15 protein-coding genes and 1 tRNA gene are annotated in these 23,303 nt (G+C 67.8%); 6 read left to right on the top strand and 10 right to left on the bottom strand.

Annotation, left to right across the window (positions count from 1 at the left end):
• Positions 1-105: 105 nt before the first annotated feature.
• Positions 106-1,884, bottom strand: coding sequence for an ABC transporter transmembrane domain-containing protein (locus ASE83_RS13205; RefSeq protein ID WP_055790819.1), 1,779 nt, complete (start codon positions 1,882-1,884; stop codon positions 106-108).
• Positions 1,885-2,129: 245 nt separating this feature from the next.
• Here ASE83_RS13205 and ASE83_RS13200 point away from each other — a divergent pair, with 245 nt between their 5' ends.
• Positions 2,130-3,362 (top strand): polyhydroxyalkanoate depolymerase, encoded by a 1,233-nt coding sequence (locus ASE83_RS13200; protein ID WP_055790815.1) that lies wholly within the window; start codon positions 2,130-2,132, stop codon positions 3,360-3,362.
• A 63-nt stretch (positions 3,363-3,425) separates the two neighbouring features.
• Here the strand turns inward: ASE83_RS13200 and ASE83_RS13195 are convergent, their stop codons facing one another.
• Positions 3,426-3,905 carry a pyridoxamine 5'-phosphate oxidase family protein gene (locus ASE83_RS13195; RefSeq protein ID WP_055790811.1) on the bottom strand — a complete coding sequence of 160 codons (480 nt, stop codon included), beginning with the start codon at positions 3,903-3,905 and terminating at the stop codon, positions 3,426-3,428.
• Between the two features lie 137 nt (positions 3,906-4,042).
• Here ASE83_RS13195 and ASE83_RS13190 point away from each other — a divergent pair.
• The 5 genes from ASE83_RS13190 to ASE83_RS13170 all read left to right on the top strand — a co-directional run bounded on the left by ASE83_RS13190 (position 4,043) and on the right by ASE83_RS13170 (position 10,780).
• Positions 4,043-4,117: transfer RNA gene (locus ASE83_RS13190), tRNA-Gln, on the top strand.
• Positions 4,118-4,498: 381 nt separating this feature from the next.
• Positions 4,499-5,410 (top strand): endo alpha-1,4 polygalactosaminidase, encoded by a 912-nt coding sequence (locus tag ASE83_RS13185; RefSeq protein ID WP_055790808.1) that lies wholly within the window; start codon positions 4,499-4,501, stop codon positions 5,408-5,410.
• 693 nt (positions 5,411-6,103) lie between these two features.
• Positions 6,104-7,858: a type I secretion system permease/ATPase gene (locus ASE83_RS13180; protein WP_055790805.1), complete on the top strand. Its 1,755-nt coding sequence runs from the start codon at positions 6,104-6,106 to the stop codon at positions 7,856-7,858.
• The gene (locus ASE83_RS13175; protein WP_055790802.1) at positions 7,858-9,234 is read left to right on the top strand and encodes an HlyD family type I secretion periplasmic adaptor subunit; all 1,377 of its coding nucleotides are present in this window, start codon (positions 7,858-7,860) and stop codon (positions 9,232-9,234) included. Before ASE83_RS13180 ends, ASE83_RS13175 begins: the two co-directional genes overlap by 1 nt.
• Positions 9,224-10,780 (top strand): TolC family outer membrane protein, encoded by a 1,557-nt coding sequence (locus ASE83_RS13170; RefSeq protein WP_055790799.1) that lies wholly within the window; start codon positions 9,224-9,226, stop codon positions 10,778-10,780. The genes ASE83_RS13175 and ASE83_RS13170 overlap by 11 nt, the downstream gene beginning before the upstream one ends.
• Before the next feature lie 30 nt (positions 10,781-10,810).
• Here the strand turns inward: ASE83_RS13170 and pelF are convergent, their stop codons facing one another.
• The 8 genes from pelF to ASE83_RS13130 all read right to left on the bottom strand — a co-directional run bounded on the left by pelF (position 10,811) and on the right by ASE83_RS13130 (position 22,982).
• Positions 10,811-12,280, bottom strand: a complete 1,470-nt coding sequence (pelF, locus tag ASE83_RS13165; RefSeq protein WP_055791232.1) for a GT4 family glycosyltransferase PelF — start codon at positions 12,278-12,280, stop codon at positions 10,811-10,813.
• A complete protein-coding gene (locus ASE83_RS13160; RefSeq protein WP_055790796.1) occupies positions 12,277-13,116 on the bottom strand; it encodes a hypothetical protein in 840 nt (279 codons plus the stop codon). Before ASE83_RS13160 ends, pelF begins: the two co-directional genes overlap by 4 nt.
• Positions 13,113-14,054, bottom strand: a complete 942-nt coding sequence (locus ASE83_RS13155; protein ID WP_055790794.1) for a hypothetical protein — start codon at positions 14,052-14,054, stop codon at positions 13,113-13,115. Before ASE83_RS13155 ends, ASE83_RS13160 begins: the two co-directional genes overlap by 4 nt.
• On the bottom strand, positions 14,051-15,529 hold the full coding sequence (locus tag ASE83_RS13150) for a hypothetical protein (RefSeq protein ID WP_055790791.1): 1,479 nt from the start codon (positions 15,527-15,529) through the stop codon (positions 14,051-14,053). The genes ASE83_RS13155 and ASE83_RS13150 overlap by 4 nt, the downstream gene beginning before the upstream one ends.
• On the bottom strand, positions 15,526-17,256 hold the full coding sequence (locus ASE83_RS13145; RefSeq protein ID WP_055790788.1) for a hypothetical protein: 1,731 nt from the start codon (positions 17,254-17,256) through the stop codon (positions 15,526-15,528). The genes ASE83_RS13150 and ASE83_RS13145 overlap by 4 nt, the downstream gene beginning before the upstream one ends.
• Positions 17,253-18,074, bottom strand: coding sequence for an endo alpha-1,4 polygalactosaminidase (locus ASE83_RS13140; RefSeq protein WP_235513247.1), 822 nt, complete (start codon positions 18,072-18,074; stop codon positions 17,253-17,255). Before ASE83_RS13140 ends, ASE83_RS13145 begins: the two co-directional genes overlap by 4 nt.
• Before the next feature lie 44 nt (positions 18,075-18,118).
• On the bottom strand, positions 18,119-19,516 hold the full coding sequence (gene pelG, locus ASE83_RS13135) for an exopolysaccharide Pel transporter PelG (protein ID WP_055790783.1): 1,398 nt from the start codon (positions 19,514-19,516) through the stop codon (positions 18,119-18,121).
• A 109-nt stretch (positions 19,517-19,625) separates the two neighbouring features.
• Complete coding sequence (locus tag ASE83_RS13130; protein ID WP_082443339.1) at positions 19,626-22,982, bottom strand: M10 family metallopeptidase C-terminal domain-containing protein; 3,357 nt, start codon at positions 22,980-22,982, stop codon at positions 19,626-19,628.
• Between the last annotated feature and the right edge of the window lie 321 nt (positions 22,983-23,303).

Here is a 23,303-nt window from a genome sequence, read left to right as displayed (position 1 = left end):
GGCGGCGCGCCGCCTAAAATCCACCGTCACCCCGGACTTGATCCGGGGTCCCGCTTCTTCTCGACTGTTGCCACCCGATAATCGGCGGGACTCGGTTGGTCGCCCTCAACCGCCCTCGTGAAACTGCAAATTCGCCAGCCGCGCATACAGCCCGCCCTGCGCGATCAATTCCGCATGGCGCCCGCTCTCGACGATCCGCCCCTGCTCCATCACGATGATCCGCGACGCCGCGCGCACCGTGGCCAGCCGATGCGCGATGACCAGGGTCGTGCGGTTCGCCATCAGCCGGTCGAGTGCGTCCTGCACCAGCCGCTCGCTCTCCGCATCCAGCGCCGAGGTCGCTTCGTCCAGCAGCAGGATCGGCGCATCGCGCAGCAGCGCGCGCGCGATCGCCACCCGCTGCCGCTGTCCACCGGACAGCCGCGCGCCGCCTTCGCCTAGATAGGTGTCCAGTCCCTGCGGCAATTCGCGCAGGAAGCTGCTGGCATTGGCGGCGTCCGCCGCCGCCCATAGCTGCGCGTCGCTCGCGTCCCAGCGGCCATAGCGCAGATTGTCGCGGGCCGACGCAGCGAAGATCACCGTTTCCTGCGGCACCATCGCGATGCGCGCGCGGACCGCGCCCGGATCGGCGTCGCGAATATCGACCCCGTCGACCGCGACACGGCCGGCTGCGGGGTCGTAGAAGCGCTGGATCAGCTGGAACAACGTCGACTTGCCGGCACCCGATGGCCCCACCACCGCCACCGTCTCGCCCGGCGTCACGTCCAGCGTGAAATCGGACAGCGCGGCGATTTCGGGGCGGGTGGGGTAATGGAAGGTCACCCCGTCGAACGCCACCGCACCGCGCGCCGGTTCGGGCAGCGCGACCGGGTTCGCAGGCGCGGCGATGACCGGGCGTTCCGCCAACAGGTCGGCCAGCCGGGCGGCGGCCCCCGATGCGCGCAGCAGGTCGCCATAGACTTCGGTCAGCGCGCCGAACGATCCGGTGACCAGCGCGGCGGTCAGGACGAAGGCGGTGATCGCGCCGCCGGTCGTCCGCCCCGCCGCCACGTCGCTCACCGCGTCCCACATGATGAGCGTGATCGCGGCGAACAACATGCCGATGACGAACGCGGTCATGATCGCCCGCGTCGCGAACCGTTTCTTGGCGGTGGCGAAGCCGCGATCGACGGCGGCCTCGAACCGGTCGCCTTCGCGGCGTTCCTGCCCGAATGCCTGCACGATCTTCATCGCACCCAACGTTTCCGACGCGACCGATCCGATGTCGGCGATCCGGTCCTGGCTCGACCGCGACAATTTGCGCACCCGTCCGCCCAGCCACATGATCGGGAACACGATCACCGGAATGCCGACGATCAGATAGAGCGTCAGCTTCGGTTGCAGGCTGAACAGGTAGATTACCCCGCCGACCCCGACCAGCAGGTTGCGCAGCGCGACCGATACGGTGGTGCTGACGATCCCCTCGACGATCGCGGTATCGGCGGTCAGGCGCGACGCGATTTCGGACGGGCGGTTCTCCTCGAACCAGCCGGGCGACAGCGTCAGCAGGTTGCGATGCACCGCCATGCGCAGGTCGGCGACGGTGCGTTCGCCCAGCCACGACACGAAATAGAACCGCCCGGCCGTCGCGATCGCCAGCACGACGACGACGCCCAGCAGTCCTTCGAAATAGACCGCGATCCCGTCGACGCTCGCCCCTTCGGCAAAGCCGTTGTCGACGACCTTCTGAAAGGTGCGCGGAATCCACAGCGTCGCGACCGCCGCGGTGATGAGCGACACCAGCGCGCCGATCAATTGCAGCTTGTAGCGGAAGGTGAAACGCCAGACGAGCCGGAGCGCCGGCAGCATCTTTGCGCGATCGGGGGCAGGGGGCGTGTCGGCCATGACGCGCTGCCTAGCGCCTGCGACCGCCCATCGCAAAGGGAACCTCCGACCCTGTTCGTTGCTTGAACGTATCGAAGGACGCTGGAATGGTGTCCGCCCCCGTGCCGCCGGCGCGCGGGACAGGTCTGTGCTTTCAGCGCAGGGACAGGTTCGGCGTACGACGTTCGAAGCGTTGCCGATGGCAACGAATCGCTATATTTTCACTGGTACGGGTAGTTCCCGTCAGAGAAGGTTCGGGGATGCCCATGTTGTACGACGCTTATGAATGGCAACGCTCGCTGCTGGCCGGGGCCAGCGCGATGGCCAATTTCGGTGCGGGGCTGTTGCAGAACCCCAGCAACCCGTTCGCCTATTTCGGTGGCGGCCCGGTGCTGGGATCGGCGCTGCAGGTCTTTGCCCATGCCGCCGCCCCGCGCGGCAAGCCGGCCTTCGGCCTCACCAGCACCATGATCGACGGCAAGCCGGTGGCGGTGCGCGAGGAAGTCGTGCTGCGCCGTCCGTTCGGACAGCTCAAGCGCTTCGTCCGCGAAGGGGTGGAGGGCGGCCCCAAGCTGCTGATCGTCGCGCCGATGAGCGGTCATTATGCGACACTGCTGCGCGGTACCGTGGAACGGATGCTGCCCGGTGCCGACGTCTACATCACCGACTGGCGCGATGCGAAGCTGGTGCCGGTGGCCGATGGCCGTTTCGACCTCGACGATTATATCGATTACGTCGTCGCCTTCCTCGAAAAGATCGGCGAGACGGGCGATGCCCGGGCGCATGTGCTGGCGGTGTGCCAGCCGTCAGTCCCGGTCTATGCCGCGACCGCGCTGATGGGGGCGGACAAGCATCCCAATCGTCCGCGCACGCTGACCATGATGGGCGGGCCGATCGACACGCGTCAGGCGCCGACGGCGGTCAACACGCTGGCGACTGAACGCCCGCACGCATGGTTTGAACAGAATGTCATCGCGACCGTCCCGATGACCTATCCGGGTGCCGGCCGCCGCGTCTATCCGGGCTTCCTGCAGCTTGCCGGCTTCATGAGCATGAATCTCGGCAGCCACATGATCTCGCACTATGAGATGTTCAAGCATCTCGTGCAGGGCGATGGCGAGGGGGCGGGCACGACCCAGCGCTTCTACGAGGAATATCGCGCGGTGTGCGACATGACCGCCGAATTCTATCTCCAGACGATCGACATCGTGTTCCAGACCCATGCCCTGCCCGAAGGCACGATGAAGCATCGCGGGCGTGCGGTCGATCCGGGCGCGATCACCGATACGGCGGTCCTGGCGATCGAAGGCGAGCGGGACGACATTTCGGGCCTGGGCCAGACCCGCGCCGCGCTGACGCTGGCAACCGCGTTGCCCGATGCCATGAAGCAATATCACATGGCTCCAGAAGTTGGCCATTACGGTATATTCAACGGGTCGAAATGGCGCACCCGCATCGCGCCGGTGCTGGAGCAGTGGATCGCTACCCACAATGGCTGATCGCCCGATCGCCACGGGGCATTGAGGAAAGGGCGGGGGCGCGAACCCCCGCCCTTTTCGCATTCAGACGTCGACGACGGCGTGGCTGCCGGCTTCGTCGCTGCTCTTGATGGTCTGGCCGGTGAACATCTTGAGCTTGCCGAGCAGCGACTGGTCGGTTTCCCACACCTCGGCACTGTCGAGGTCGAAGCGCAGCATCAGCAGCGACGGGTCCTGCCGTCCCTGTTCGTACCATGCCTCGACCGGCTTCGACCAATATTTGTCGATGACCGCCGGATCGGTTTCCTCGGTCAGGTTGCCGCTGATGCACGCGAACAGGTCGTGCCCCTTGGCGACGAACTGCACCATTGCCGCACCACCGGATGCGGCGCGGTTGTCGCGCTTCGTGTAGAACCAGAACTCGCTGTGCGCGTCCTCGTCCAACACGGCGTACATCGGTTCGCTATGCTGCTGCTTACCGGTCAGGCCCAGCATCACATAGGGGCTGGCCGCCATCGCCTTCCACATGGCGTCGCGGATTTCGGCTGGGCTCTTGGTCGACATGGATTTTTCCTTCTGGACAATGCCTCCCCCCAACGACCCAAGGGCGTCAGGTTTCCCACGCGCCGCCCGTGCAAACCCCATTGCGAATCCCGGCATATCCCCCTAGTGCGTCCCTCCACCGCGCACGTCGCGGCTGCTGGGGCGTCGCCAAGCGGTAAGGCACCGGTTTTTGGTACCGGCATTCGTAGGTTCGAATCCTGCCGCCCCAGCCAAGTCACAGCTAAGCGATCGGTCGAACTGGCTAACTCCAGTCCGAATGCCCTATCGGCGTTCGCCTGTCGCTCTGGACTCTCGACCGGCTACAGGCGCGGAACCGGGCGCGGTGTTGGCCGCGTTCCATGGTCGGGCGTCGACCCTATTGGTCGACCCTATTGAAAGCATGTGTCCTGGGAGATCGTGGCACTACCTGGCGTAAACTCAAGGCAATGCTCGAGGAAGCTGAGCTGAGGTTTCCACCGCGCCAGTTCGAACCGATCGCGCTCGATCCGCTGATCCTCCGGGAAATCATGCGCAACATGCGCGCGATGACGCCCGAATCGATTGCGATACTGCAACCCGTACCGTAGCGGCGTCGCGACTTCAGGGGATGAACGATGCGATCGGGAACCGGATGGCGGACTGTGCTGGGCATGGTGGTCGCGCTGGCTATGTCGGGATGTGGCGGCGGCGGGGGGGATGACGGCGACGGCATCGTGACGACGCCCCCGACGGCTTCGCCCGTTCCGGTGCCTACTGCGACCGCATCCCCAACCACGCCATCCACCGGCAACTGGTGGCGTCCCGTCGCGACGACGACGTGGCAGTGGCAGCTCAGTGGTACCGTCGATACCCGTTATGCTGTCGACGCCTATGACATCGACCTGTTCGATACGCCGGCCGCCACCATCGCGCAGCTGCACCTGTCGAAGCGGCGGGTGATCTGTTATTTCTCGGCCGGGTCGTCCGAAAACTGGCGCAGCGACGACGGCAAGTTCGTCGCGTCCGACCGGGGATCGGCGCTGGACGGTTGGGTCGGCGAACGCTGGCTATCCGTCACATCGGCTACGGTGCGTGCCGTGATGCAGGATCGGCTCGACCTTGCCCGGTCCAAGGGGTGCGATGCCGTCGAACCCGATAATGTCGATGGCTATGCGAACCGCAACGGCCTTGGCATCACCGCTGCACAACAACTCGACTATAACCGCTTCCTCGCGCGTGAGGCCCATGCACGCGGGCTTGCGATCGGGTTGAAGAACGATCTGGATCAGGTCGCGGCGCTGGAGGGCGTGTTCGACTTCGCGGTCAACGAACAATGTCATGAATTCGACGAATGCGGAAAGCTCAAGCCGTTCGTTTCCGCTGCCAAGTCGGTATTCGTCGCCGAATACAAGGCCGACTATCGCAACAACAGCGGCGGCGCGCGCGACCGGCTGTGTGCCGCCTCACGCGCGGCAGGGCTTCACACGCTGGTGCTGGCCGAGGCGCTCGACAATAGTTTCCGCTTCGCGTGCGATGTCGAGGGATAGGTACGGGGACTCTGCCGCTCCGATGCAGATGGATTGGATCGATGCCGGCGTTTGCATACTGTCGCTCCCGTCGTCGGCAGGACCCGGTGCAAGATGTCCTGCTCTTCATCTTCTGAGCGCTGGGGTCTTGGTTCCCTAGGACCGGTCGACATTCAGCAAATCCAAGGGTTATCGCTGAGCGACGTATAATCTCTTCGTCACCCCGGACTTGTTTTGGGGTCCACTTCGCCGCTCACGCTGTCCCGAGAAGCGCTGGCTGCACCGCTCGCCGCGCCGTGGACCCCGGAACAAGTCCGGGGTGACGAAGGGGCCGGAGGCGGCGATCAGGAACGACACCGGGAGCGGCCGAATGTCGATCCGATCTGGACCAGGAACGAAAGCTCCTGCCTGTCCACTGCCGCCTATCCTGTGAGACTGAAGCTGTCCCGCCGCAGCATTGACCGCCAATCGCCGGACCGGTGCCGATCGAGAATTGCCTCGATCGCCTTCCCGGCGTCTGTAAGCGGTTCTCCACCCTTGTCGAGCAGGTGGAAGGCGCTGACGTGACCCCGCCTCTTCAAGTACTGGAACGAGAAGACGGCCCTTGACGGGACGGACAGAATGAAGCCTCGACGTCGGCGACGAGCAGTTCGTCCGGCACCGATGCTTGCCACGCAAGTCAGCTTTTAACCTTTCACCGCCATAACGCCGCCCATGCCGCTTACCGTTTCGCCGTCCGCCTCCGGCAATCTGCTGTCCGACACGCTGCGGCGTTGCCGTCGCCATCTATGGGCGGCGGGGCTGTTTTCCGGACTGGTGAATATCCTCTACCTCGTCCCGTCGATCTTCATGCTGCAGGTCTATGACCGGGTGGTGCCAACGCGGGGCGAGGCGACGCTGCTGCTGCTGACGCTGATTCTCGGCATATCGCTGGTGGTGTTCGCGGTGCTGGATGCGGTGCGGATGCGGCTGTTGCTGCGCGCGTCGATGCGACTGGAACGGTGTGCGGCCCCCGGCATTCTGATGCGCATCATGGGCAGCGACGTCGGCAGCACCGGCGCGCAACTGCAGGCGCTGCGCGATTTCGATACGTTGCGCGGAACGATGGCCGGGCCGATCATGATCGCGCTGTTCGATGCGCCGTGGGCCCCGATCTACATCCTGATCTCGTTCCTGCTGCATCCCTGGATCGGCGTGCTCGCGCTATGCAGTTCGTTGCTGCTCGCCGCCCTCGCCTGGGCCGGGGACCGGACGACCGCCACGGCGATGCGCGATGCCAATGCCCGCGCGACGCTTGCCAACCGCGAACAGGATTTTTCGATCCGGATGGCGGAGGTCGCACGCGTCCTGGGAATGCGTAACGCGCTGGTCACGCGTCACCTGCTGGAACGCGCCGATCTGGTCCGGCGGCAGGCCGGGATCGCCGCGACGCAATCGCGCTTCCTCGGCATCACCAAGTTCCTGCGCCTGTTGCTGCAATCGCTGGCGCTGGCGCTGGGGGCGCTGCTCGCGATCCGGCAGGAGATTTCGGGCGGCGCGATCTTTGCCGCCTCGCTGCTGCTCGGCCGCGCGCTGCAACCGGTCGAACAGATACTGGGTGCGCTGAAGCCGCTGGCGAGCGCGCGACAGGCATGGGGCAACCTCACCGCCTTTTGCGCATTGCCCGAACCGGGCACGACCGCGACGAAGCTGCCGGTGCCCGAGGGACGGATCGAGGTGCGCGCGCTGACCGTCAGCGCACCCGACAGCGACCGCGAGATCCTGTCCGACATCAGCTTTACGATCGAGCCGGGACAGGTCGTCGCGCTGGTGGGACCCAGCGGGGCGGGCAAGTCGACGCTGTTGCGCGCGCTGGCCGGCGCCTTGTCGCCCGACAGCGGCGACGTGCGGATCGACGGGGCCAGTCTGCCGGACTGGAATCGCGAACAGCTCGGCCGGCATCTGGGCTATATGCCGCAGTCGCCTTCGCTGTTTCCGACGACGGTACATGCCAATATCTCCCGGTTTCAGGCGGTGCTGGCGGGCGATGGCCCCGAGATCGACGACCGCGTGGTCGCAGCGGCGATGCACGCGGGCGCGCATCCCCTGATCCTGGGATTGCCGTCGGGATATGGCACGATGCTGACGATGGCGGACGGGGCCGGGCTGTCGGCAGGACAGGGGCAGGCGGTGGCGCTGGCCCGCGCGCTATATGGCGACCCGGCGATCCTGTTCCTCGACGAACCCAATGCCCATCTGGACAGCGAAGGTGAGGCGCGACTGGTGCAGACGATCGAATCGTTGCGCGCGCGCCGGGCGACCGTCGTGGTGTCGACCCACCGGACCGGGCTGTTGCAGGCGGTCGACAAGATATTGCTGCTTAAGAACGGACGAATCCAGTTGTTCGACGATCGCGACCGCGTGATCCGCGGCCCCGCCCCGGCACAGGGTGTCGTACCACCCCCGATGACCGCCGGGGGAGCCGGCTGATGGACGGCACGATCATTCCGGCCGATCGTCGTCAGGATGCGGTCCGTGCCCGGATCGCGCAGGACCTCGCGCTCGACGATTCGCCCCGACATGCCGTTCGGATCGGCGTGATCGTCTCGATCCTGTTCTTCGTCGTCGGGCTGGGCTGGGCGGCGTTTGCCCGGCTGGACGCGGCGGCGGCGGGGGAGGGACAGGTCGTCGTTGCCGGCAACCGGCAGACCGTCCAGCACCGCGACGGCGGGATCGTTCGGGCGATGAACGTGCGCGACGGACAGCATGTCGCCGCCGGGCAGCTGCTGTTCCGGCTCGAGGGCGCAGAGGTCGCCGCGACCGAACGGGCGCTGGCCGCCAGCGTCATCGATCTTCAGGCGCAACGGGCGCGGCTCGAGGCGGATGTACGCGGCGGGGCCATCCGCTGGCCCGCCGACTTCGACCGTGCGACCGGCGACGACCGACGACTGGTCGAGCGCGCCAAGTCGCTTCAGATCGCGCAGGCCGCCGCCCGTGCCTCCGCGCTCGCCGCCAATGGCGCGGTGTTGCAGCAGCAGGCAGCGGGCGTCGCGCAACAGTCGGGCGGGTTCGCCGCACAGGCGCGCGCGACCGAACGCCAGCGCCAGTCGCTCCAGCAGCAGCTGGAAAGCACGCGGCAGCTGGCCGACCAGGGCTATGTCTCGCGCAACACGGTGCGGGCGATCGAACGGTCGATCCAGCAGCTCGACGGGGCCGATGGCGACTATGCGTCCCGCGTGGCCGCCGCGCGCGAACAGATCGGACAGGCGCGCGCCGAACAGGTGCAGTCCCGCCGGCGCTATGTCGAGGATTCGGCGGCGCTGCTGCGCGATACCCAGTTCCAGCTGAACGAGGCGCTGCCCAAATGGGCGGCGGCGCGCGAACAACTGGCGCGTACCGAAATCCGCGCGCCGGTCGGCGGGCGGGTGGTAGGATTGCGAGTATTCTCGGTCGGTGGCGTTATCCAGGCGGGGCAGCCCATCCTCGACATCGTGCCCGATGCCGCGCCGCTGGTCATCCGTGCGACTTTCCTGCCGACCGACATCGACGGGGTGGTGCCGGGGCGCGAGGCGGAGTTGAAGTTCCTGTCGCTGCACGAACGCGACCTGCCGATCCTGCTGGGCACCGTCGCCACCGTATCCGCCGATGCCCTGCGCGACGAGGCGAGCGGGCGCAGCTATTTCAGCGCGGAGATCACCGTGCCCCGCAGCCAGATCGCCCGGATCGAGGCGGTGCGTGGGCGTGATACCGGCATTCGCCCGGGCGTGCCGGTGCAGGCGACCGTCAAGCTGCGCGCACGCACCGCGCTGCAATATCTGCTCGATCCGCTGACCGAAGCCTTTTCGAGGTCGCTCCATGAACGCTGATCTTCGCGCGATGCCGCTGGCGGCGGCGATGTTCCTCGCCCCCACGGCACAGGCCCAGGCGCAGGATGTTCTGGTCGAGGCCATCGCCGATGCCTATCGCAGCAACCCGACGCTGGACGCGCAACGCGCCGAATTGCGCAGCCTGGACGAGACGATCTTGCAGGCAGGCGCGCCGTATCGCCCGACCATCGGGCTGAATATGGAACTGCAATATCGCTCGGCCGATCAGCGCAACCTGTTCGACGATTTCGTTACCAACCGCAGCCGCACGATGGCGGCGACGCTGAGCGCGCAGCAGATCCTGTTGAACGGCGGGCGCACCGCCGCGCAGGTGTCCATTGCCGAGGCGCGGGTGCTGGCCGCGCGCGAGCGGTTGCGACTGGTCGAGAATGCGATCCTGCTGGAAGTCGTCGATTCCTATGTCGCCGTCCGGCGCGACAGCGATCTGGTCGCGATCCAGAGTCGCTCGCTGGACAGCTATGACCGGCAGGTCGCGCAGGCGATCGCCCGCGAACGCGGCGGTGACCTGACCCGCACCGACATCGCCCAGGCCCGCGCGCAGGCGGAGATCATCCGCGCGCAACTGGCGCAGAGCCAGGCCAATCTGCAGGTCAGCCGCGCCCGCTTTGCCACGGTCGTCGGGCGGATGCCGGGGACGCTCGCCGAACCGCCGGTGCTGAACGGGGTGCCGCTGTCGCTGGACGCCGCCTTCGCCATCGCCCAGCGCGAAAGCCCGGCGATCGGCGAAGCATTGCTGTCGGCGCGGGCAGGCGATGCGCGAATCTCTGCCGAACGGGCCGAACGCGCGCCCGTGGTCGCGCTGTCGGGTGGCTATGGCTATCGCACGGCGGGCAGTTTCCAGACCCGCGACCTGGGCGCGCAGGCGAGCGGCGGAGTAACGCTCACCATGCCGCTGATCGCCGGCGGGGTGATCGGGTCGAGGATCCGCGCGGCACAGGCCGACCGCGAAAGGCTGGGATTCGAGGTCGAGAGCACCCGGCGTCAGGCGCTGGCCCAGACGCAGGATGCGTGGAATCAGTCGCTGGCAGCGGCCAGCGCGGCGGCGGCCGGCCGGATCGCGACGCAATCGGCGCAGGAGGCGTTGACGGGCGTGCAGCGCGGTTTCGCCGAAGGGTTTCGTTCGAATTTCGAGGTGCTGGATTCGGAGCAGCGGTTGCTGAACGCGCAACTCGTGCTGACCAACGCGACCTATTCCGCCTACGCCGCGCAGGCGCGGTTGCTCGCGACGCTGGGCCGGTTGCAGGCGGCGCTGCTGGCACAGGGGCTGCCGACCTACGATCCCACCGTGCCCGCGCGCGCGGCCAGGAATACCCTGATCGGGCCGATCGATCCAGTGCTGGCGGCGATCGATCGGGCGCAAATGCCCCGTAGCGCCTTTACCCCGCAACCGCCGCTGCCGGTCGCGACCACCCCGGTCCTGCGCCCGGCCACGACCCCGCCGCCGCAGGGCAGCCTCGGCGACAAGCTGCCGCTGCTGCCCAACCCGGTCATTGCGGAGCTGAACGATACGGCGGTTACCGGATAACACCTCCGGCGGCGGCGCGATGGATGGGTGCTACCGCGCCGCGAGTTCGGCGTAGAGATCGCGATACGCGCCGATAATGGTCGGGTGGTCGTAATCGCGCAGCACCCGGCGACGCATCGCCTCCCCCATGTCGCGGCGGACGGCGGGTTCGCCGGCGATCGCACAGATGCCCGCCGCCGTCGCCTGCGGATTGACCAGCGGGGTCACGATCCCGCCATGCCCCGGATCATGCGGTCCGCGCCCCTCGATCATCTCGCGGCAGCTGCCGACATCGGGGGCGACGACCGGGATGCCACACGCTCCCCCTTCGAGGATGACCAGCGGCTGCGCCTCCGACAGGCTGGTCAGTACCAGTAGGTCGATGCGGTTCATCCAGTCCTCGATCTTCACCCGCCCGGCAAAGGTCAGCACCTCGCCCAGTTGCAGGTCGGCGACCAGCCGCGTGCATTCGGCGGCATATTCGGGGTCCTCGTCCTCCGGCCCCAGCACGACGAAGCGCAGATGCGGCTTTTGCGCATGGGCGATGGCGCAAGCGCGGATGAAGGTCTTGATGTCCTTGATCGGCACCACCCGGCCGAGCAGCGCGACCAGCGGGTGCGCCGGGTCGCGCGCGTCGGCCAGATGCGCGAAGCGCCGCGCGTCGATACCGTTCGGGATCACCTGCACCCGGTCCACCGCCGCGCCCAGTCGGCGTTGCACCGCGTTGTTTTCGCCATAAAGCGCCACGATCGGGTCGCAGGCGTCGTAACAGGCGGTGGCATAGCTGGTGAAGGCGCGCACCCACAGGTCGCGCAGGTCGCGGACGCTGCGATCCATGTCCAGCCCGGTGTCGACCTGATCGCCGATCCATTCGGCCATCATCACCTCGATCTGGCGTTCGAGCAGATAGATGCCATGTTCGGTGATGAATGCCGGTCGCCCGGTTTCCTTCGCCGCGCGCGCCGCCAGCAGCCCGGCGAACCCGGTCGAGATCGTGTGATATGCCCGCGCGCGGGGCAGGGGGGCCGTCAGCACCGCGAGCAACCCGCCGAGCAGCACCCGCATCGCCCAGAAATAATGGTGGAACGACGCCTTGGGCAGCAGCGCCTGATAATGCCGGTTCAGCCGGGCAAAACATGCCGGATGGGCCAGAATGTCGCCCGGCGTCGGTCGCTGGGAGCCTTCGTCGAGCAGGTCGATGAGCCTTGCCAGCGCCTCACCGCCGCCGACCCCGACGAATTCGATCAGCGCGTCGGCTATCGCGGTGGCGCGTCCGCGCGGCAACCCGCGCGGCATTGCGGTTTCGGGGGCCAGCGCGATCTCGACCACCTTGACGACGTTGGGCGGGGGTGTGAGCCGAAAGGGCAGGGGGCCGGCCGACGGCTTGATCGCGACGATCGCGAAGCGGATGTCGGGCAGGCTTGCGATCAGGTCCTGCAACCATCCCGACACGCCGCCGACGACATAGGGATAGGCCCCTTCGACGATCAGGCAGATGTCGGCATCGTCCGGCGCGCTCATGCCGCCGCGTTGTCCCGCCACCACGCCGTCGCCTGCGCCATCCGGCCGCCATCGACCGGTGTCCCGTGCGCCGCGAGCAGCGCGTCGATCGCGGCATAATCGCCAGCGGCCCACAGCGCTTCGATCCGCACCGCGTCGGACGTGTCGTCGTCCAGCAGTGCCAGTGCGTCCTCGCGCAGATGCGCCCGCTGCGAATCGGACAGCAGGAGATTGGCCCGCGCATGGTCGGCGAGCAGCGCGATCAGCGTCGCGCGCGCTTCGCCATCCGCGCCCTTCTCCTCCAGCGTGGTGCGACCGTCGGACAGGTTCTGCACCACCCGCGCCGACGCGGCGGCGGCCAGCGCCCGGATCGTTTGGTCGCTGTCGGTCAATGCCAGCGCGATCAGCGGCGAGAGCGAGGGCTGGAACGATCGGACGACCGTTTCCAACGCGCGTCGACGATCGGCGACATCGCCGTGGCGCATGACCGTCACCAGCGAATGGAGCGTGTCCGGTTCGGCGTGGAGTATCCGCCCGTCGAGCATTCGCGCCACGGCGAGGCTGGCACCCTTTCGTGCAGGCCGCGCGCGGATCACGCGATCGGGTAGCGGCAGCGGTGGGCGGGTCGCGCGCGGCAGGCGGGCGACGATCCCGCCGACCAGCAGCAGTGCAGCCGGGCCGAAGATGCCCGCCATCGCAGCGGCGAATCCGATGGCGCGACCCTGCCGCAGCCACAGCGCATAGCCCAGCGCGACCAGCACAACATGGACCAGCAGCAGCACCGCCTCGCCGTTGCCGAGGGCAATACCGACGACCGCGACATCGATTGCCGCCGCGATCGGTAGCGCCGGCTTCATGCGGCCCGGCCCGGGGGCGTCACCATGGTTGCCGCGGCATGTTCCCGCACGGCGATCAACGGGGCCAGCCAACCACCGATTTCGGCCATTTCTGCCAGGGCATTGGCGTTGAGTGAGGCGAAGGGGAGGCCATGGATCACCAGGCAACCGACGACCGATCCGCCGTCACGCTCGGCCAGCGGAATGGCGATGACGCCGATCCCGTCCAATACGACGCGATCGCCACGCCGGCCGACATGGATCGGTTCGCTTCGCCGCCGCGACAGCATGGCGAGCGCGTCGGGCAGGATGTCGGGGCGGGCCGTCGCGGTCGCACCGCGCAGCCACGCGCGGGCTTCCGAACCGGCGAAGCGGTAGCAGGTGAAATCCTCGCTGCGGGCGGCCATGGCGATCAGCGCCGCCAGCGCCGCCCGACGCTCGGTCGGATCGATCGCGGTCAGGCGGGTGGCGGTCGCCACGACATGGCCCAGGGTACGGGCATCGGTCGCCACCTCGACCTGCAGCGCACGGTTGGTGTGCGCCAGCTGGTGGAACGCTTCGGTCAGGCGCGCGACGTTGCGCTGCGCGATCCCGGCGCGCCGGTCGAGCAGGCGATACCGCCCAACGCGCAGGATCGTCACCTCGCCGACCGTAACCGCCGCGACGAACCACAGGAGCGGCGGCAGCGACAGGTGAAGCAGGTGATCGAGATAGTCGCGCTCGCCGCCGCCCGGAACGGCATGGAGCAGCCACAGGCCCGATGCGATCCCCGCCGCCGCCAGCGCGGGCAGCGTGCCATAGGCCAGCGCCATGACCAGGACCGGCAGCCACAACGGATTGGGCTGGATGTCGGCAAAGGCATCACCCGTGCCAACAAGCCGGTCGATCAGGATCAGCGCCCCGAACCCGACCGCCATTTCGGCCGCGATCCGCGCGATGCGTGGGACCCCACCGGTCATCGTGCACTCCCTAGGCCGCGGCTGAGTAGCGCGCGTGCGTAAATCTGTTGCCCCGGAAACCCCGGCCGCGCGATCGAGCTGATCCCGCCGCTGGCTTCGATCCGCCACGCCGTCGCAACCGGAAGGTTGAGCCCGAGGCTGGCGCTGGGGCCGTTACCGCCGAAACGGTCGACCGTCCAGCCCGCCAGCCCGGTCAACTGCGCTTCGCCCATCGATCCGCTGACCAATCCCTGCAGCGTATGGTTTTCGCGATCCACCAGATCGACGACCACGCGCCCGTTCGCCGCCCGGCCCAGCCGCTGGACATATTCGCCCTCCAGCCGGTACGTCAGGCCGAACGCCAGCCCGCCGCGCCGGACGATATAGTCGAGTCCGCCGGCCAGCGTCAGCGTGTCGCTGGCCCCGTCCAGCCCGGCAAGGCCGTAGCGATTGCCGCCGATGTCGATCTGGCCGACGAGGCCCGGCGCGATGCGATAGCTGCCGCCGGCGGTGATGCGCGACAGGTATCCGCCGCCGATCGCCTGTTCGACGGTCGAATAATCGGGCTGGTGCAGCAACAGCCCGGCACGCCATTGTGCCTCCGCCGATCCGGCGACCAACCGTATTCCGCCGCCGGTCACGCCGCTGTCCAGCGCGCCGGCCAGCACCGCCTGCATCCGCGTGGCATCGCTGATCCGCACGGTCGCCGTCAGATCGACGATGGGATCGGTATGACGCTGCGTTTCCGTGCCCGTATCGACCCGGCTCGCCACCGCCCGCACCCCGCCGCCCAGCGTCAGCCGGTCGCCCAGCGCGGCATCGACCCGTGCCGCGGTTTCGATTTGCGACAGGTCGCCACCGCTGCGCAGCGTCGTCCCGATGCTGGCCGTGCCGGGAGCGAAGGCCAGCGCCCGGCGCGCGACAGGATCGGTCGCGCCGATCCGGCGATAGGCGGCCGCCGCGCCGCGCACATCCCCATCGGCGCCCCGCGCATCGGCCAGGATGCGCCCGACGCGCGGGTCGTCGGGCTGCGACCGTGCCAGCGCCTCGGCCGCGCGGCGTCCCTGGTCCGGATAGCCCGCCGCGACATCCGCCTCGATCGCGAGCAGCCGGCTGTCGAGGTCGACGGGCCGGGTGGGCGCATCGACGACGATGTCGTCGCCATGGGCCGCGAAATCGACCGCGATCACTTGCCCGTCCTGCGTCCACGCCATGTCCCAGCCGATGGCCGGGCGCAGGACGAGGCTGGCGTCGTTCCACCGCAAATCGCCGATCGCCGCGCCGCCGGCCCGGCGGAAGGCGTCGATCGTCGCGTCGTCGATCGGCCGGTCGAAGCGGACGACGAGTTCGCGTTCCTGCTCTTCGGCCATGACCGTCGTGCCCGGCAGCCAGACCAGCTGGGCACCACCGCCCGCGACCTGCGTATCCTGAAGCAGTGCGGGCGGAACGCGCAGCGTCGGCGCGGCTGCGGCGGCCAGGAGGGCGAGGACGATCATGGTGCCGGGACCATCCGCGCGCGACCGGGTTCGCCGCGCGCGATCAACAGGCGGGTGTAGAGGTTGGCGAGCGCCCGGTCGCCGGGATCGGCCGCGCGCAGCCGTTCGACCATCGCCACCGCCTCGCGGGTACGGCCGAGGCGATCGAGCAGTTCGGCACGGTTCCGTCCGCTCTCGGGCGTCGCTGCCAGCGCCCGTTCGAGCCATGGCCGTGCCGCCGTGGCACCATGCGCCTTCGCCTGCGCATCGGCCATCAGCCGCAGCGCGGCCACGTCGCCGGGCGCATCGTCCAGATGTTCGCGCAGCACCGCGATGGTCCGGGCCGCATCGCCGCCATTCCACGCGCTCCACGCGAGGTCCATCCGGTCGCGTGGGCCAGCAATGCCCGCCGCGATCCGCGCGCGCGCGAGGGCGGCGGCCTGTGCCGGATCGACGCGACGCGGGGTCGCCGCGCTGACGGCGCGCAGTTGCTCAACCGACAGCGCCCGCCCGTCGAGCAGCCGTGCGAGCAGGCCGCGCCCCGCCGCCCCGTCGCCTGCCGCATTGGCGAGCGTCAGCTGGGTCAGCAGCGTCTCGGTCCGATCGGCCAGCGGGTGACGGCCGAGAAACGCCAGCGCATTGGCCGGGCGGTCGCGTTCGGCATAAGCGGTCAGCCACTGGCGCTGTTCGTCGGCGCTGCCCGACGATGCGCGCTGTCGCAGCCATGCCAGATCGCCCTCGCCGGGCCGGGGACCGAGCAGGTAGAGCAGCCGGCGGGCGGGCGCGGTGTCGGTCCCGCCGCTCGCCGCCGCGCGCTTCAGCAGCGCGGCGGCGTCGTCGCGCGCGCCGAGCGCGATCAGCCGCTCGGCGAGGCCCGGCAAGTCGGCGCCGGCACCATCCGCCCGCGCGAGGAGCTGCCGCCGCAATCCCGCCGTATCGCCTGCCTGCGCCAGAATCGCTTCGCGCGCCGCGTCGACCTGCCCCGCCGGCAGCAGGGCCGCCGCCGCCAGCGCGCCATCGGCGTCGCCACGCGCCTGCGCGACGCGGATCGCGGTCCACGGATCGCCCCGCCGCCAGTCGCTGCCCACCCGGTCCAGCGTGGCGATCAGGTCGTATCGTCCGTTGGCGGCCAGTCGCCGGACCAGATCGAGCGTCAGCGCCGGATCGGGGCGGGGGATCGCGCCGCGCACGGCGGCGGTCACCAGCAGGTCCGGCCGGTCGAGCGCATAGGCCGCCGCGACGATCGCCGGAGCGGGAACCGCCCCCGGCGTGGTGACGGTCCGCGCCAGCAGCGCGGTCGCCTCCGCCCGACGCCCGGCCTTGGCCAGCAAATCCATCCGCAGCGGCCAGCTTTCCGCACTGTCGCCATCGGGCCGCGCGGCAAGAAAGGCGAGGGCGACGGGGCCGCGCCCGGCGGCGGCAAGGTCGTAGGCGACCTGCATCGTCGTCACGCGCTCACCCGCGTCGATCAACTTCTGGGTCAGCGCGGCAAGCGCGGCCGCATCTGCGGTGCGGATGGTGGCGGCGATCTGGGGCAGGGTCGGCGGGCGATCGGCCGGGATCACCGACAGGGGAACCGTCGGCGGCGGTACGGCCACCGATGCGGTCGGCGGCGGCGAATGCGCGCGTCGCTTGGCGTGGCGTACCTCGAGCTGCCCCGGCAGGAGCATCAGCGCGGCAGCGAGCGTCGCGCCGCCCACGAGCGCCGGCACGCCGATCGCCAGCCATCGGTCGGGCGAAGCCCTCATCGGCGCGGTTCCTGCCACAGTCGATCGAGCGCCAGGGTCGACACATAGGGCAGAAAACCGCCGGCGCGTTCCCGGTCATACAGCGCGGCGACCGCCTTCGTATCGGCGGGGTCCCAGTAATCCAGCGTATGCAGCGCCAAGGCGGGATGGATCGTACGGGCGCGACGCAACCGATCGGCCTGCCACTGCCAATCGCTGTCGGACAGCGCTTCATAGGTCTTTGTCGCGAAGTTCCACCGGGTCGCCATCGCTTCGCCCAGCACATGGTCGATCCTGGGGGCCACGGTGTCGAGCAGGGCATAGCCCCGGTTCAGCATGATGCGGATCGTGGGGAACCGGGCGCGGACCGCCGCGATCAACGCCGCGCCTGCCTGCACCATGCCCTTGTTGCCGATCGGATTCTGCCGTTCCATCGCTTCGGCGTTATCCATCGTATCGATGAAGATTCCGTCATAGCCCTTTGCCAGAATTTGCGGGACGATCGTCTCGACGATCGCTTTGGTCCATGCCGGATGGCGCAGGTCGACGAACCGCGCGTCGGGCCAGTTGGGATTGGGCGCACCGAGCGCGCCGGCCTTATCCAGATCGGCGAAATAGGGCCGTTGCCGTTCGACCTCGCCGAAGCTGACATAGCCGAGCAGCCGCGCGGCCGGACCGCGCAGCGGCGCGATCGGGCGAGCATGATGCGGTTCGAGGACCAAGAGGTCAAAGGTCCGGGCGATGGCCGGCACGCTCGCCGCGCCATAGTCGATCGCCCAGCGCGTGCGGATCGGTGGGCTGCCGTCCGCCCGGCGGCGCAGCGCGAGGGTCAGTGCCATTGTCCCCGCGCCCAATCCCATCAACCGCCGCCGCCCGATCATCGTCACAGCCAGCGTCCGCCATTGCCGACGACCGCGGGATTATTGCCGACGAACAACAGATAGGTCAGGTTCACGCTCGCCTCCGCCACCATGGCGATACCGACCGAGGCACCGACCACCGCGCCCGCCATATAGCCCCAGCCGAAAGCCGCCAGTCCCGCATCGAACTGCAACCAGGTCGCGATCGCGCTGCCGATCGCGAACCCCGCCCAGGTCGCCAGAATCCGGCCGAACAGGTCGTAATAGGCGAGCACGACGGTCGTCGCGATCGCGATCAGGTGAAACACGACCCCGGCCGAGGTCTGGCGAAATGCGAAGATCGCGCGAACATCGGCCCCGATCAGGTCGAACAGCGGGACCGCCAATACCCAGGCCAGCGCCGCGACCAGCAACTGCACCAGTATCAGCAGGCGGATGCCGTTGAGCATCACGCGGATAAGGTCGGTGCGCGCTTCCTCGATCCGTTCCATCGTCGACGTGCCGGTGCACCGCGCCAACATGCTGCCGAACGCGCGGTCGAACCGCGTTTCGGTGACGATCAGCAGCAGGGTCAGTCCCGGCACGATCGTCAGCAGCCCTAGGAAACTGCCTTCGTCGTTGATCGGGTTGAGCCGGAGCAGCCCGAGCGCCCGGCCGCTTTCCGGCCCGAACCACAGGATCCATTTGTCGATCCAGATGGCGGTCACCCCGGCGATGCCGGCAAGCGAGATGATCGTCGCCAATCGGCGCGGCATCGCGTCGGGGGCGGGCAGCACGGCGTCGCCGGTGAAATGCCGGCGCAGCAGCATCAGGATCGCGGCCAGCGTCGTGCCGACGCCGATGCCGACGACCGCCAGCACGCTCGTCGCCCCGGCGTGCGGCCGCAGCAGCAGCGTTCCGGTCGCCACGAGGATACCGAGCAGATAGGCTGCGGGCACTGCACGGAACCGGTCGAGCGTCGTCAGCATCGGTGCCGCGATCCAGATCTGCGTCAGCCATGCCAGCGTCACTGCCGAGAGCAGCGCCGTTGCCGGCGGCAACCTGCCCAGACCGGCGAACAGCGCAAGGCCGACCGTCAGGCCGATCGCGCCTCCGGCCGCCAGCGCGGTGAGCAGGATCCCCGGAATCGCCGCGCTGTCGCGCGCGAACAGGCGGTCGGCGACCAGCCGGGTCGCGACGATGCCGATCGGTGCGGCCGCCAGAGCCGACAGGCTGAACGCATAGATCAGCACGGTCTGAACGAGATGCGCGGCATCGCCGTGCAGATGGTGCGCCGTCCAGCGTTCCAGCAGGATCATGCCCGCGGCGGTCAACAGCCACGGCCCCGAACTGATGACCGCGCCATGCACGGCGGCTGCGGCGATCCCGCCCACGCCGCCTTCGCGTGCCACCCGCGCCAGTTGAAACCCGATGCCCGCCATCAATACCCTCGAAAACCCGGATGCGGGTCCTGATCCTTAAAACAACAGGCGATGGCTCCGGGCATCGCCTGCCGGATCGGACCTATAGCGCGGGTTTCGTAACGGTCCCTTACAGGAAGAAGTCGTTCGTCGTCAGATTGTGGTGGCCGAGCAGCGCGACCGAGAAGTCCGCGATGGAGCCGATCCCGGTGTTCCCCTCGACGACGGTATATTCCTTGCCGTCGATCATCTGGAAGCTGAAGCGCAGTTGCGCTGCGCCGGTGAACTTCGCACCGGGCGTGGCGAGCAGGTTGAACGCCTGATCGCCGCGGGCGAGCAGTGACGTGTTGGCATCGATCGCCGACAGGTCGATCTTGTCCTCGCCCGACCGGAAATCGGTGATGACATCGCGCAGCGACGACAGCGTGGAAGTGTCGCCCGACCGCTCGAAGCGGAACACGTCGTTCCCGGCCCCGCCGGTCAGAACGTCCCGGCCATCGCCGCCGATCAGGATGTCGTTCCCGTCGCCGCCGTTCAGCGTATCCCTTCCAAGGCCGCCGATCAGGCGATCGTTCCCGCCAAGCCCGTTCAACACGTCGTTGCCCCAGCTGCCGTCGAGCACGTCCTGTTCGCCGGTGCCGTTGATCGTTTCCGACAGGATGGTGCCGGTCTTGGTAATGCCCACCACGTCGGTGACCGCCACCGACAGGGTCTGCGTGTCGGTCGCGCCGCGCGCGTCGGTGGCGACGACCGTGACGGAATAGATATTGTCGCGATTGGCATCGGTCGGATTTTCGAAATCGGGTCCGGCGATGAACTTCAGGACGCCGCTGGTCGGATCGATGGTGAACTTGTCCCCATCGGCCGTGGCCGCGATCGAGAATTTGATCGAGTCGCCGAACTTGATGTTCGCGTCGGTCGCGGTGATCGTGGTGAGCGCCGCGATCGAATTTTCCGCCGTCGACAGCGCGCCGGTGTCGGCGCCGCCGAACGAACCGATGGTCGGCCCGGTATTGGCGACCTGCTGCACCTTGACCGCATGGGCGCCGATCGCGCCGATATCGATCGTCGCGACTTCACCGATCAGCGACTCCAGCTTGCCGCCCTCGACCGAAAGCCAGCTGGTGCCCGGCGCCTTCAGGTCGATCTTGACCTTGCCTTCGCCTTCGACCGTGAACGACAGGTCGCGACCGTCGCCCGACACCGATTGCAGCGAGGCGCGCATCGGCAGTTCGACGATATGGGTCACATCGTCGGCTTGCGCGCCCATCTTGATCTCGAAGCTGCCGCCGGTGGTCGGCAGGAACACCTTGTCGGCATTATAGGCATACCAGCCCGTGACGCTCTGGATCACCTGACCGGTCTTCTGCCCATCGACGTCGAGCGCGAACAGGCCGGTGCCCAGCGGCGAGGTGACGGTGGCGTTGATCGTGTTGCCGATGACGCTGGTGACGATCTTCGACTGGTCGAACGCCTGGACGCGCGCGGCGAGATCGGCGAGCGTCACGAATTCGATCCCGGTCTTCGCCGCCATCGCCACGAATTCGGTGAACATCGCCTGGGTATAGGCGCTGGCCAGGCCATCGGCCGACCACATGGTCGGGCCGTAATCATGCCACGGCCACACCACCACCGGCGCATCGGCATTGGCGGTGAGCGTGGCGAATTCCTTGGCCCAGATCGCCTGTGCCTCGGCGACGGTCTTCTTCTGGAATTCGATCAGCGAGAAGTCGAACGAGGTGTTGGGCGCGATATAGACCTGGCCCGACGCCGCATTGGCCGGGTTCATGAACCCGATGGCGTTGGGATAGCCCGCCCCGACGCCCGAATAGCCGCCCGAGAGATACTGCACGTATTTCAGGATTTCCTGCGACGTCGCGATCTGTTCGGGGGCGCCGGGCACCGCCGCACCGATCACCTTCGCATCGCGGCCGATATAATCGCTGATCTGCTTTTGCAGTTCGGCGCGGCTCTGCCCGAATTCATAGGCGATCTGTTCGGGCGTCAGGACGTTGGTGTCGTGCGGGTGGGTATAGCTGTGGGTGCCGATCTCGTTGCCCATGTCGAGCAGCGCCTTGTAGGCCGGCAGCGACGCCGCCCAGTCGGTCGCCTGGCCGGTGGCCGGGCTGTTGCCGATATTGACGTAATAGCTGCCGAGGAAATTATACTTTTCCTTCCACTCGGCCAGCAGCGGGATCAGCTTGTCATAGATACCGGGCGTGGTCCCTTCCGGGTTCACCTCGTCGCGTTCCTGGCTCTGGTCCATGTCGACGCGCGATGCGAACAGGCCGCTCTGCCGCGTCATCTGCAGCCCGACCGACAGGCCGCTGCCATGAACCGAATAGTCGATCGCCTTCTGCAACAGGTTCTCGTCGGCCATCACCGCTTCCGACGAGAAGATGACGTTGCGGCCGCCGGTCTGCGTCGCGATCGCCGCCGAATAGGTTTCGCCGTTCACGGTTCCGGTCGCGATCGTCTGCCCGGTGCCGCTCTCGCTCTTGAACGCGTTCCAGCCGACGCCCTTATATTCGTGAACGACCTGTCCATCGGTATAGCCGTCGAGCACGGTGCCGTTCGCGTCGGTCGCGCGGATGGTCAGGTCGGCGGGGAAGCCGCCGGTCACGCGGGTCGCGTCGAACAGCAGCTTCATCCGGCTGTAGCTGTCGCCCGCCAGCGCGTTTCCTGCCTGATCGTTGGTCATGAATTCGCCGGCGGCGATCAGGCCGATGCCGAACTGCTTGGTCGCCTGTTCCAGCGTCTGCGCGATCAGGTCGGCCTTGCTCGCATCGACGTTGCGGAACGAGGGGAAGACGATGCTGTCATATTTCGCGAGCGTCGACAGGCTGGTCAGGTCGCTTTCGGTCAGGATGTCGAACGGGACGCCGGCCTGCATCGCCTGGCTCTGCGCGGCCATGAACAGCTGCGAATAGGCGGTCTTGCTGAAATAGGCGTTGGCGGTCGAATCCGACCACACGATCGCGATGCGGTGCGCCGGATCGGCGGTCGCGCCGGTGTCGTTGAACACCGTGAAGGGATTGGCCGAATAATTGCCCGGCAGGAACACGCTGTCGTTCACGTCGTACAGCGTGTCGATCGCCTGCGGATTGCCGATCGCCGCCTTGGGCACGCGGAACTCGACGGTGGTGCGATCGGCCGACCACACCGCCTGCAGGTTCGCCAGCACGAGCTTTTCGCCGGCACCGCCGGAATAGAGCGACACCGTGCCGTCGGCGTTGAAATTGACGTTGTATTCGGCACCGCCGGCAAAGCCGAAGACCTGATACCCGGTCGCCGCGTTGCGATCGGTGTTGAGCCATGCCGTGGTGTTGGCGCCGATCGCGCCGGGGGCCTTCAGCGCAAAGGCAAAGGCATCGCCGTCGCTTCTGGCATAGATGCCATAGCCTTCGCCCAGCCCCCGATCGATCCGGTCCGCCTGGTTCCAGTCGTTCAGATTCCCGTCGAGCATGATCGGGGTCGTATTCGCCATCGCCAGTCGTCCCATAGGGTTGTCGGGGGCGCGCTTCGCACCGTCGGCAGTCCGTCGCAATCATCTATTCGATGGTTACAAATCGCAGATCTGGTTAATTCGTATCAGGACGGTACGGGCGTCGCGATTTCATGGTGAACGGGAGTTTCGGGAACGGCGATCCGGCTTGCAGCGGTTGGAACCGGGCAAGCGTCGCGACCGGATTCGGATGCCGTATGGCGGCGAATGATCCCAGGGCCGATCGATATTGACATTCTATTTCGTCACCCCGGACTTGTTCCGGGGTCCACCGAGCCGCGATCGTGGTCGATAGAGGCGCAC

This window comes from Sphingomonas sp. Leaf32, from assembly GCF_001421765.1.
Lineage (GTDB): Bacteria > Pseudomonadota > Alphaproteobacteria > Sphingomonadales > Sphingomonadaceae > Sphingomonas.
This window is presented reverse-complemented; position numbering and strand designations above follow the sequence as displayed.